Annotated in this window: 7 protein-coding genes; 1 reads left to right on the top strand and 6 read right to left on the bottom strand. The window is 68.5% G+C overall.

Annotated features, from left to right (window positions below; genetic code table 11):
* The first annotated feature begins 30 nt into the window (after positions 1 to 30).
* Positions 31 to 1518 carry an FAD-binding oxidoreductase gene (locus ACAM51_RS22065; protein ID WP_218293827.1) on the top strand — a complete coding sequence of 496 codons (1488 nt, stop codon included), beginning with the start codon at positions 31 to 33 and terminating at the stop codon, positions 1516 to 1518.
* A 46-nt stretch (positions 1519 to 1564) separates the two neighbouring features.
* Here ACAM51_RS22065 and ACAM51_RS22060 read toward each other — a convergent pair whose 3' ends face one another.
* From ACAM51_RS22060 to ACAM51_RS22035, 6 genes are all read right to left on the bottom strand, one after another.
* Positions 1565 to 2896, bottom strand: a complete 1332-nt coding sequence (locus ACAM51_RS22060) for a diguanylate cyclase (RefSeq protein ID WP_218293826.1) — start codon at positions 2894 to 2896, stop codon at positions 1565 to 1567.
* Positions 2897 to 3112: 216 nt separating this feature from the next.
* On the bottom strand, positions 3113 to 3958 hold the full coding sequence (locus ACAM51_RS22055) for a MipA/OmpV family protein (RefSeq protein WP_255591799.1): 846 nt from the start codon (positions 3956 to 3958) through the stop codon (positions 3113 to 3115).
* A gap of 10 nt (positions 3959 to 3968) precedes the next feature.
* The gene (locus ACAM51_RS22050) at positions 3969 to 4793 is read right to left on the bottom strand and encodes an undecaprenyl-diphosphate phosphatase (protein ID WP_218293825.1); all 825 of its coding nucleotides are present in this window, start codon (positions 4791 to 4793) and stop codon (positions 3969 to 3971) included.
* Positions 4794 to 4898: 105 nt separating this feature from the next.
* Positions 4899 to 6341, bottom strand: a complete 1443-nt coding sequence (locus ACAM51_RS22045) for an efflux transporter outer membrane subunit (protein WP_369643869.1) — start codon at positions 6339 to 6341, stop codon at positions 4899 to 4901.
* Positions 6342 to 6428: 87 nt separating this feature from the next.
* Entirely contained in the window at positions 6429 to 9611 is a 3183-nt protein-coding gene (locus ACAM51_RS22040; protein ID WP_218293824.1) for an efflux RND transporter permease subunit, read from the bottom strand.
* Positions 9608 to 12712 carry an efflux RND transporter permease subunit gene (locus tag ACAM51_RS22035; protein WP_218293823.1) on the bottom strand — a complete coding sequence of 1035 codons (3105 nt, stop codon included), beginning with the start codon at positions 12710 to 12712 and terminating at the stop codon, positions 9608 to 9610. The genes ACAM51_RS22040 and ACAM51_RS22035 overlap by 4 nt, the downstream gene beginning before the upstream one ends.
* Positions 12713 to 12723 lie beyond the last annotated feature (11 nt).

Below are 12723 nucleotides of genomic sequence, written 5' to 3'. Positions count from 1 at the left end.
ACTTCGCGTTTTCACGAAGGATTGTTCGCCATGGCCCATCGCAAAAGTCCCGCCCGCGTTGCCAAAGACGCCCGCATCGCGCACTTCCGGTCGCTTGCCGCCCGGCAGGCCACCGCCCAGAACGCGCCCGGCGCGACACTCACCTGGGACGCGGTCGCTGCGCTGGAGGCCAGGCTGGTGGGCCGCATCGTGCTGCCATCGAGCCCCGACTACAACGCGGCCCGCCAGGAGTCCAATCCCGCGTTTCAGGCCTATCCCGAGATCATCGTGTACTGCGCGTGCGAGAACGATGTGCTCGAATGCCTTTCCGTCGCGCGCACCTATCAGGTCTGGGTGGCCGTGCGTTGCGGCGGTCACAGCACGGCGGGCTATTCCGTCAACAGCGGCATGGTGGTGGACCTGAGCGAACTGCAGGGCGTGGTGCTCGATCCCGCCCGGGAGCGCGTCTACGTGCTGCCGGGTACGGATTTCGATCATTTCAACGGCGCCATGAACCACACCGGCTGGCATGTGCCCACCGGGGCATGCGGCAGCGTCTGCGTGGGCGGGTTCGTGCAGGGGGGCGGCTACGGCTATACGTCGCGCGCCTTCGGCATCCAGAGCGACCTCGTGGAGTCGTTGCGGGTGGCGCTGGCCGACGGCACCATCGTCACCGCCAGCGCGCAGGAGAACCCCGATCTCTACTGGGCACTGCGGGGCGGCACGGGCGGCAACTTCGGGGTGCTGCTGCAGGTCACCTACCGCATGCTGAGGCTGGACCAGGTGTGGGCCTGGGCCATCAGCTGGGATGCGGCGCACGCGGCGGACGTGCTCACGACGATGCAGGCCCACTACATGAAAACCGGGGCCCCCGATGCGCTGGGCTACATGATGAATCTGGGCTACCAGAACGGTGTGCCGGTCTATATGGTGCAAGGCATGTTCTGCGGCACGCGCGAGGCGGGCATGCAGGCCATCGCACGGCTGATGGCGATCCCGAGCGCGCAGCTGCTGGTCGACAAGACGGGCACCTACCCCGAGATGAACATCTGGCTCGAGGACCATCCCTACACCTTGCCGGACAACCTGCCCGACGGCGTGGCGGAGACCAAGGCCAGCGGCTACATCAGCGCGCCTTTGTCGCGCTCGGACTGGCAGCGCATCATCGACTACTTCCAGACCTCCCCCAATCCCTGGTCGCTCGCATACCTGGAGCCCTATGGCGGCGCCATCAACCGCTACCCGGTGGCCGACAGCGCCTTCATCCACCGCCATGTCGATGCAGACCTGGTGGTGGACGTGTTCTGGACCAATGCGCAGGAGCGCACCCAGATGGAAGCCTGGCTCGATGGCTTCATGAACCTGGTCAAGCCGTTCCTGAACGGGCATGTGTACCAGAACTACCCGGACGCGAGCCTGCAGGACTTCCCCACGGCCTACTGGGGCCCGGCCTATCCGCGCCTTCAGCAGGTCAAGGCGCGGTACGACCCCTCGAACTTCTTCCACTTCCAGCAGAGCATCCGGCTGCCCAACGGCTGAGCAAGCCGCGCGGCCCCGGCGCCGGGGCCCCCGGTCCGGCAGGCTCTCAAGGGCAGACGGCGTCCGCGTAGTGCAGCCGGCCCTTGCCCGCGCGCTTGGCGGAATACATCGCCTGGTCCGCCCGGTTCATCAGGGCATCGATGTCGCCCTCCAGCGGGGGGTGCACCGCGACACCGATGCTGGCGCCGACGAACAGATCCCGCCCTTCCACGGTCATGGCCTGGTGCAGCGCGTCAATGATGCGCTGGCCGATGGTGTCGGTCACATCGCGCGTCACGTCCCGGTCCAGCATGACAAGGAATTCGTCGCCGCCCAGGCGCGCCAGGGTGTCGCCCGCACGCACCGTGCTGGCAATGCGCTGGGCGACGATGCGCAGCACCTCGTCGCCGGCGCGATGGCCTTCGGAATCGTTCACGCCCTTGAAGCCGTCCAGGTCGATGAACAGCAGCGCCACGGAGCCCGCATTGCGCCGCGCCTGGCTCAGGGATTGCTCTAGCCGGTTCTGAAAGGCCGCCCGGTTGAAAAGGCCCGTGAGCGAATCATGGTTGGCCAGGTAGTGCTGCTGGCGTGCGATCTGGATCTTGGCCGAGACGTCCTGCACCAGCGCCATGATCGAAGTGACCTGGCCCTGGGCATCGGTCAACGCGGAGTTGAACCACTCGCAATGCACCTCGGTCCCGTCCTCCCGCGTGAAGCAGGTCTCCGCGCGGTTCTGGGACTCCTGCCCGGACTGCAGGCGCTGCAGGGCATGCTCAAGCCCATCGTCCTGGGACGACAGGTCCACGAGCTCCGTCAGCAGCCGCCCCTCCAGCCCCGCCACATGCAGCCAGCCCATGAGCTGCACGGCACGCTGCGAACAATGCAGAAGCTTGAGGTTGTGGTCCATCTCCAGCACCGCGAGCGGGCTGTTTTCCATGTGCGAGGAAAGCCGCTGGTTGGCGGCGCGCAGCGCGTTCATGGTGACCTGCAGCTCATGGACGTCGAGCGCCGTGGTAATGAAGCCATCGATCACGCCGTGCGGGTTGTGCCAGGGCGTCAGGCAGATGGTGCGCCACTCGTCAAAGCCATAGGGCGTGCGCAGCAGACGCTGGTACTGCACGCGCTCGCCCTGCAGCACGCGCTCGACAAAGGGCATGAAGCGCGCGCAATCGATCTCGCCGTACACCTCCACCAGGGACTTTCCGATCAGGTGGTGGGGCACGGTGCCGAACCACCGGGCATACTCATCGTTGACATAGATCATGGTCAGGCTGCGGTCCACCACAGCCATGGTCGCCCCGGCGCTGCGGGTGATCAGATCGAGCAATTCCGCTTTGGACCAGGACTCCTTGCGGGCGGCGTAGGCGGGCGGCGGCAACTCAGGCTCGTCTTGCATCATGCGGCGAAAGCCCCCGGCGGGGAAAGGATCATCAACAGATGAGGCAACACGCGCCGGCCCCGCCGTGGCGGAACGCGTTTCGCATTGCCCTGCTACAGGTAACAGTGTGTCTACCCCAGCTTATCACTTTCGATGGGCACCCGTCCCCGGCCTGCCTGCGGGTGCTCTCGCCCCCACCGCGTTCTTTCGCACCGGCGGCCAGGTCCGCCCACGCCGCTACCGGCAGCAGCGGTACGCCAGGCCCACGGTCACGGAGTACCCCGTGGGCTCCACCGTCAGCGGGCTGCGGCGTGCGTCGCCCTTGAGCTGCGACACGCGCGCGGCACCCAGCACGACCCAGTGGCGATTGATGGCGGACATGACCTCCACGCCCGCATCCACGCTGTACAGCCCGGCGCCGGGGTCAAATGCCGGCAAGGGGCTGGCACCGCCCGCCGGCACGCCGAAATGGCCGCGCAGGTAGCTGCGGTCGCCAAAGCTGGCACCCGCGCCGAAGGTCACCGTGGTCTGCGCGGTGACGGGCCATGCATACCCGACGCTGGCGGACATCTGCGCGCCCCCGTCGCGCCCGAGAATGTCCTGCGAGAAGCCCGCGCCCACGGACCACCGCGGCGTCAGCGCATACCCGGCACTCACCCTCGCGCGCAAGGTGGAGCGCACCGAGGGCAGCCCCACGAGGATGGGCGCATCCGATCCGTCGCGCCCCTTGTCGATGCGCAGCGACGCGCCCAGGTGAAATTGGTCCCCCTGCGCCAACGTGGCACTGGCACCCGATTCGCGTGGACCGAGCCCGTGGCCCATGAAGGCGCTCCCGCGCGATGTGCTGAGCCGAAAGCGCCCATACTCGATCGCCCATGCCGGCCGCAGGCTGTTCTTGCGGCCATCGCCCCCCGCATAGTCGGGGCTGGAGCCCATGATGGCGCCCAGCGCATAGTTGAACTGGGGGGCAGGCGGCCCCTCGGCAGCGCGCGATTGCGCGCCGCGCGCCAGCGGCGTGGCGCCCAGGCACGCCAGCGCCGCAGCACAGGACCACAGACAGGCAAACGGAACAGGACGGTTCATGCGCGGATTATCAGCCCGCCCATTGCACCCAGCCCGTCCATGCGGTCGCCAGGACGACGATGCCGAACACGATGCGGTAGTACGCAAACGGCACGAAGCTGTGGCTGCTGATGTAGCGCAGCAGCCAGCGCACGCAGAGCCAGGCGCTGACGAACGAGAACACCAGCCCGGTCGCGAACATCGGAATGTCGGCCACCGACAGCAGCGCGCGCTCCTTGTACAGGCTGTACACCCCGGCACCGATCAGCGTGGGGATGGCCAGGAAGAACGAGAAGTCCGTGGCCGCCTTGCGCGACAGGCCCAGCAGCATCCCGCCGATGATGGTGGCGCCGCTGCGGCTGGTGCCCGGCACCATGGCCAGGCACTGCACCAGGCCGACCTTGAGCGCATCGAGCGGCGTCATCTCATCCACCGTCTGGATGCGCGTGGCGGACGGCGGGCGGCGCTCGGCCCACAGGATGATGAAGCCGCCGACGATGAAGGTGCTGGCCACCACGACCGGCGTGAAGAGGTGCGCCTTGATCATCTTGCCAAGCAGCAGGCCCAGCACCACGGCCGGCAGGAAGCCGATCAGCACGTTGAGCGCGAACCGCTGCGCCTGGCGCTCGGTGGGCAGGGCCACGAGCGTCTCGCGGATCTTCTGCCAGTACACCAGGATGACGGCGAAGATGGCGCCCGTCTGGATGGCGATGTCGAACACCTTGGCCTTGGCGTCGTCGAAACCCAGCAGCGAGCCCGCCAGGATCAGGTGCCCCGTGGAGGAAATGGGCAGGAACTCGGTCAGGCCTTCGACCACGCCCATGATGGCGGCCTTGACCAGCAATACAACGTCCACGCGCGCTCCTTAAGGAAAATTTAAGTCAAATATGCCTCTACCGCTTGCCTGGCAAGCGCTAGCAGCTATCAAAACAGGAGTATATGCGCAGCGGGCTGCCGCCCTTCAGGGCCGCGCCTGTGCAGACGCCTGCTGAGGCGTCTGTGCCGATGCCTGCCACGGCGCCTGCCACCCGCCGCCCAGCGCCTGCACCAGCGTCACCGCCGCCAGTTGGCGGTTGACCTGCAGCTGCAGCAGCGCACGCTGTGCGGACAGCGCCGAGGCCTGGGCCGTCACCACCTCGGTGTAGCCCACCTGCCCTTCGCGGTAGCGATTGAGCAGCTGCTGCGCCGTGCGCTCCGCCGCGGCCACCGCCTCGCGGCGCAGGGGCTCCTGCTCCTGCAAGGTGCGCAGCACCGTGAGCTGGTCTTCCACCGTCTGGAACGCTGTGAGCACCGTCTGGCGGTACACCGCCACGCGACCCTCGCGCGCGGCCTGGGCTTCTTCCACCCGGGCCGCGGTGGCCCCGGCATCAAAGATCGTCTGCGCCACCGACAGCCCGAGCGACCACACCAGCGTGGACGCCTTGAACAGGTCGGCCACGCTGCTGCCCCCGCTGCCCACCGACGCGCCCAGGCTCAGGTTCGGAAAGTAGCCCGCGCGCTGGATGCCGATCTGCGCATTGGCGGCCGCCACCGCGCGCTCGGCCGCCGCGATGTCGGGCCGGCGCTGCAGCAGCGTCGAGGGCACGCCCAGCGGAACCTCGGGCACCGCCGCCACCCACTGCGCGCGCGGCAGCGAAAAATCGGCCGGGGCGCGCCCGGTCAGCACGGCCAGCGCATGCTCGAAGCGCGCGCGGTTTTGCCGCACGGTGGCCAGGTCGGCGCGCGCATTGGCCAGCTGGGTCTGTGCCTGCAGCACATCGGTCTGGGCCACCACGCCCGCGCCGTAGCGGTTGCGGGCGATCTGCAGGCTGCGCTCATAGCCCTCCACCGTGGCCTGCAGCAGCTCGATCTCCGCATCCGCCTCGCGCAGCTGGAAGTAGGCCGAGGCCAGCGTGCCCACGGCCGACAGGCGCGCGGAGGCCAGGTCCGCCTCGCTCGCCTGCGCGCTGGCCTGGGCGCTGTTCACGCCGCTTTGCAGGCGTCCCCAGAGGTCCGGCGCCCAGTCCACCCCCAGCGATGCCTGGGTGGACAGGCCCGAGCGCGTGGCGCCCTCGCCGCCCGTGCGCGTGGCGCCGCCCGAGAGGCTCACGGACGGCAGCAGGCCCGCGCGCTGCTGCCGCACCACGGCCTGCGCCTGCGCGTAGGCCGCCACGGCGGCGGCGATGTTCTGGTTGGACAGCTGCACCTGCTCGGCCAGGCGGTTGAGCTCGGCATCCTGGAACAGCTCCCACCAGGGGCCACGGTCCAGCGCGTCGGCAGGCGCCGCGGGGGCCCAGGTGGCGCCCGCCTCCTTGAACGACATGGGCACCGCCATGTCGGGTTGCTGGTAAGGCGGCGTGACCGAGCAGGCGGACAGCAGGGCCGCGATGGCCGCCACCAGCGCCAGGGAGGCCGGGCGGGCCATGGGGCGTGGCGCAGGGTGGCGGGCGGCGCGGCGCGCCGTGGGCGCGCCGGGTGTGAGCGGGGCATGGAAATGTGTCATGGGCACCGATCAGGTGGCCGCGCCGGGGGCTCCGGCGCGGCTCAGGTGTTGTTCGTTGGGGGCGGGCGTGCGCAGCTTGTCGAGCAGCACGTAGACCACCGGGGTGGTGAGCAGGGTCAGCAGCTGGCTGGCGATCAGCCCGCCGATGATCGCCACGCCCAGGGGCTGGCGCAGCTCGGACCCCTGGCCGAAGCCGATGGCCAGCGGCAAGGCGCCCAGCGCGGCGGCCATGGTGGTCATCAGGATGGGGCGAAAGCGCAGCACACAGGCCTCGCGCACGGCCTCCAGCGCCGTCAAGCCGCGGGCACGCTCGGCCTCCAGGGCAAAGTCGATGATCATGATGGCGTTCTTCTTCACGATCCCGATGAGAAGAAACACGCCGATGAGCGCGATGATGGTGAACTGCATGTTGAACAGCAGCAGGGCCAGCACGGCCCCCACCCCCGCCGAGGGCAGGGTGGTGAGCACGGTGATCGGATGGATCAGGCTTTCATACAGCACGCCCAGCACGATGTAGATCACCACGACGGCCGTGATGATCAGGAACGCCTGCTGCCCCTGGGATTGCTGCGCGCTCAGCGCCGTGCCCTGGAAGCTGCCACGCACATTGGTCGGCATGGCGATGTCGGCCTCCGCCTGCTCGATCACCTGGCGCGCCTGGCCCAGCGTGGTACCGGGGTCGATGTTGAACGAGATGGTGGTGGCCAGTTCACCGTCCTGGTGGCTGATGGAGGTGGGCGAGGCCCTTTCCACCACGCGCGCGATGGCGCTGAGCGGCACCATGGTGGAGGGCGTGGTGCTGATCACCTGCCCCGTGGACGCGCCGCGCTGTCCCGGGTTCGCCGCCGTCCCCGTGGCGCCGGTCGGGTTGGACGCCACGTAGATGTCCTTGAGCGCCGGCGGACCGCGCGTGTATTCGGGCGCCCACTCCATGATGACGGCGTACTGGTTGAGTTCGCCATAGATCGTGGCCACGGAGCGCTGGCCGAACGCGTTGTACAGCGCGTTGTCGACGGCCGATGAACTCACCCCCAGGCGCGAGGCACTGGCGCGGTCCACCTCCACATAGGTCTCCACGCCATTTTCCGCCTGGTCCGTGTCCACGTCCTTGAGCAGCGGTTCATCCTTGAGCCGCTCCGCCAGCTTGCCGGCCCATTGCTTGAGGTCCGCCATGTTGTCGCTCTTGAGCGTGTACTGGTAGGTGGAATTGCTGGAGCGCCCGCCCATCCGCAGGTCCTGCACCGGGTTCAGGAACACGCGCAGCCCCGTGATCTGGTTGAGCTGCGGCCGCAGGCGCGCGATGACGGCCGGCGTGCTGTCCGTGCGCTGCGCCAGGGGCTTGAGATTCACGAACATGAAGCCGCCCCCCGCGCGGCTGCCCCCCGAGAAGCCCACCACGGTATCGACCGCTGGATCCTTGCGGATGATCTCCACGGCCTCGCGCAGCTTGCGCGCCAGCGCGTCGGACGAGATGCTCTGGTCGGCCCGCAGGCCCGCATTGAGCTGTCCGTTGTCCTGCTCGGGGAAGTACCCCTTGGGAATCTTGGCGAACAGGTACACGTTGAGCCCGATCACCGCCAGCAGGATGAGAACCACCAGCGCCTTGCTGGCCAGCGCCCAGTCCAGGCTGTGCTCGTAGCCGCGCAGCACGCCCTGGTAGCCGCGCTCGGCCCATCGCGCCAGGCGCGACGGCGGCTTGTCGCTGGCAGGATCATGCTCGCGCAGCAGCCACGCGCACATCATGGGCGTGGTGGTGAGCGAGATCACCAGCGAGATCATCACCGCCGCCGACAGCGTGATCGCGAACTCACGGAACAGCCGCCCCACCTGCCCGTCCATGAACAGCAGCGGAATGAACACCGCCACCAGCGACAGGCTGATCGAGAGCACGGTGAACCCCACTTCGCGCGCGCCGCGCAGCGCGGCCTCCATGCGGCCCATGCCGGCCTCGATGTGCCGCATGGTGTTTTCCAGCACCACGATGGCATCGTCCACCACGAAGCCGGTGGCCACCGTCAGCGCCATCAGGCTCAGGTTGTTCAGGCTGAAGCCCAGGAAATACATGACGCCGAAAGTGCCCAGCAGGGACACCACCGTGGCGACCGCCGGAATCACGGTGGCGCGCGCCTTGCGCAGAAAGAGGCCCACCACCAGCACCACGAGGGCGATGGACACCATCAGGGTGAGCTCGATCTCGTGCAGGGAAGAACGGATGGAATTGGTGCTGTCAGACGCCACCGCCACCTGGATGTCCTGCGGCAGCTGCGCCTGCAGATCGGGCAGCAGGGCGCGCACGGCATCCACGGTCTCGATGATGTTGGCGCCGGGCTGGCGCGTGACCAGCACGATGATGGCGGGCTCGCCATTGAACAGCCCCACGGTGCGCAGGTTCTCCACGCCATCCACCACGCGCGCCACATCCCCGAGCCGGACGGCGGCGTTGTTGCGCCAGGCGACGATCAGCGATTCGTACTCGGCGGCCTTGCGCGCGGGCGACGGCGTGTAGATCTGCAGCCGGCGGCCATCGCCCTCGATGGCGCCCTTGGGGCGGTTGGCGTTCGATGCCTGGATCGCCGCGCGCACATCCTCGGTGCTGATGCCGTAGCGGTTGAGCGCGAACGGCAGCAGCTCCACCCGCACGGCGGGCAGCGAGCCGCCACCGATCTCCACCTCGCCCACACCCTCCACCTGCGACAGGCGCTGGCTCACCACGTTGGAGACGGCATCGTAGATCTCGCCCGGCGTGCGGGTCTTGGACGTCAGCGCGAGGATGATGACGGGCGACGCCGCCGAGTTGCGCTTTCTGTAGGTGGGGTTGCTGCGCAGCGTGGCGGGCAGGTCGGCGCGGGCGGCGTTGATGGCGGCCTGCACCTCCCGCGCCGCCGCGTCGATATCGCGGTTCAGGTCGAACTGCAGGCTGACCCGCGCCGAGCCATTGGAACTGGACGAGGTCATTTCATTGACCCCCGCGATCACCCCCAGCCGCCGCTCCAGCGGCGTGGCCACGCTGGTGGCCATGGTCTCGGGGCTGGCCCCCGCCAGGCTGGCCGATACCGAAATGGCGGGATAGTCCACCTGCGGCAAAGGCGAGACCGGCAGCACGAAAAAAGCCGCGATCCCCGCCAGCGCCATGCCGATGGTGAGCAGCACGGTCGCGACCGGCCGCTCGACAAAGGGGCGCGACAGGTTCATGGCGCCTCTCCTGCCTGCAAGGGCGCCGCCGCCGTGCCCCTGCCCGTCCATCGGCGGCCCAGCCGGTCAAACGCCAGGTAGATCACCGGCGTGGTGAACAGCGTGAGCATCTGGCTCAGGATGAGCCCCCCGAAAATCGCGAGCCCGAGCGGGCGGCGCAGTTCGGCGCCCTCGCCCCAGCCCAGCATCAGCGGCAGCGCCGCGAACAGCGCCGCCAGGGTCGTCATGAGAATGGGCCGAAAGCGCAGCAGCGCGGCCTGGTGGATGGCCTGCTGCGGCGGCATGTTCTGATGGCGTTCCGCGTCGATGGCGAAGTCGATCATCATGATCGCGTTCTTCTTGACGATGCCGATCAGCAGGATGATCCCGATGATGCCGATCACGCCCAGGTCGTTGCCCGACACCATGAGCGCCAGCAGCGCCCCCACCCCGGCAGATGGCAGCGTGGAGAGGATCGTCACGGGGTGGATGTAGCTTTCGTAGAGCACGCCCAGCACGATGTAGACGCACACCATCGCCGCCAGGATCAGCCACAGCTGGCTGGAGAGCGACTTTTCGTAGGCCCCCGCGGCCCCCAGGAACTCCATCGACAGCCCCGGCGGCACACCGATTTCCTTGGCCGCGGCGCGGATCGCGTCCACCGCGCTGCCCAGGGACACGCCTTCGGCCTTGTCAAATCCCAGCGTCGCGGCCGGGTACTGGGCCACGCGCGTCACCTGCAGCGGAGCCAGCTGTTCCCGGATGGTGGCCACGGCCGCCAGCGGGGTCGGGGTGCCGGAGCCGGTGCGCAGCTGCAGCGTGCCAAGCGCCTCGGGCGTATTGAGCTGCTCCTGCTGCGCCTCCAGGATCACCCGGTACTGGTTGGTCTCGGTGAAGATCGTGGACACGATGCGCTGGCCAAACGCGCTGTACAGCGTGTCGTCCACGGTGCTGGCCGTGACCGACAGGCGCGACGCCGTGTTGCGGTCGATGTCCACATAGGCCGACAGGCCCTGCGCGCCCGCATCGGTGGTGGCGTTGCGCACCTTGGGTTCGCTCTGCAGCCGCTCGACCAGCTTGCGCGTCCAGTCGTTGACCTGCGCGGAATCCACGCCGCCGATGGATACGCGGTACTCGGTCGGCCCCGTCTCCGCGTCGATCGTCAGGTCCTGCGTGGGCTGCAGGTACAGCGTGACCCCCGCCACCGCCTGAACCCGCTCGCGCAGCCGCAGCATGATCGCCTCCTGCGCGTCGCGCCGGGGCTGGAGGTTGATCAGCATGCGCCCGGCGTTGAGCATGGTGTTGTTGGCGGCATCCACTCCCACGAAAGAGCTGAGCGACAACACGTCCGGGTCCTGCAGGATGGCGCGCACGGCCGCCTGCTGGAGTTCGCTCATGCGGTCGTACGAAACGTCCTGCGAGGCCTCGATGCGCGCCTGCAGCTGGCCGGTGTCCTGCGTGGGAAACAGGCCCTTGGGAATCACCACATACAGCAGGGCCGTGAGCGCCAGCGTGAGCACCGCCACCGCCAGGGTCACGCCCTGGTGGCGCAGCACCCACTGCAGCCAGCGGTCGTAGCCCGCGATCACCCGCTCGAACCCCCGGTTGATGCGCCCCGCCATCCCCCGGGGGCCGCCCACGGGTTCGGCACGCAGCCAGCGCGCGGCCATCATGGGCACCAGCGTGAGCGACACGATGCCGGAGATGAGGATGGTGATGGCGAGCGTGACCGCGAATTCGCGGAACAGGCGGCCGACCACATCGCTCATGAACAGCAGCGGGATGAGCACCGCGATCAGCGACACGGTCAGCGAGATGATGGTGAAGCCGATCTGCGTGGCGCCCTTGAGCGCGGCCTGGAACGGCGGCTCGCCCTCCTCCAGGTAGCGCGCGATGTTCTCGATCATCACGATGGCATCGTCCACCACGAAGCCGGTGGCGATGGTCAGCGCCATCAGGCTCAGGTTGTTGAGGCTGTAGCCCAGCAGGTACATCACCCCGCAGGTGCCGATGAGCGAGATGGGCACGGCCAGGCTGGCGATGACCGTGGCCCGCAGGCTGTGCAGGAAGAAGAAGATCACCAGCACGACCATGAGCACGGCCAGGACCAGCTCCATCTCCACATGGTGCACCGAGGCGCGGATGCCCGTGGTGCGGTCGGACAGCACCTGGACCTTGAGCGACGCGGGCAGGCCCGCCTGCAGCTCGGGCAGCAGCTTCTTGATGTTGTCCACCGTGGCGATCACGTTGGCGCCCGGCTGGCGCTGCACGTTCAGGATGATGGCCGGGGTCTCGTTGGCCCAGGCGCCCAGGCGGTTGTTCTCGGCGCTGTCGACCACGCGCGCCACCTCCAGCATGCGCACCGGCGCGCCGTTGCGCCAGGACACGATGAGGTTCTTGTAGTCGTCCACCGTCAGCAGCTGGTCGTTGGCGTTGATGGTGTAGGAGCGCTGCGGCCCGTCGAAACTGCCCTTGGCGCTGTTGGCATTGGCCGAGGTGATGGCCGTGCGCAGGGTATCGAGGCCAATGCCGTACGACGCCAGCGCCTTGCTGTCGGCCTGGATGCGCACCGCGGGGCGCTGCCCGCCCGCCAGCGACACCAGCCCCACGCCACTGACCTGGCTGATCTTCTGCGCCAGGCGGGTGTTGACCAGGTTCTGCACCTCGGTCAGCGGCAGCGTGTCCGAGCTGATGGCCAGCGTGAGCACCGGCGCATCGGCGGGGTTCACCTTGGCATACACCGGCGGCGCGGGCAAGTCGGCGGGCAGCAGCGAGTTGCCGGCGTTGATGGCCGCCTGCACCTCCTGCTCGGCCACGTCCAGCGCCAGGCCCAGGCCGAACTGCAGGGTGATGATGGACACGCCCGAGGCGCTGGTCGAGGCCATGCGCTCCAGCCCCGGCATCTGGCCGAACTGCCGCTCCAGCGGCGCGCTCACGGTGCGGCTCATCACTTCGGGACTTGCGCCCGGGTACAGCGTCTGGACCTGGATGGTGGGGTAGTCCACCTCGGGCAGGGCGGACAGCGGCAGGAAGCGGAAACCCAGCAGCCCGGCGAGCACGATGGCCACCATCAGGAGCGCGGTGGCCACGGGCCTTTCGATGAAGGGACGTGAAGGACTCATGCTGGTGGCGG

Source organism: Acidovorax sp. A79 (assembly GCF_041154505.1).
GTDB lineage: Bacteria > Pseudomonadota > Gammaproteobacteria > Burkholderiales > Burkholderiaceae_C > Acidovorax.
This window is presented reverse-complemented; position numbering and strand designations above follow the sequence as displayed.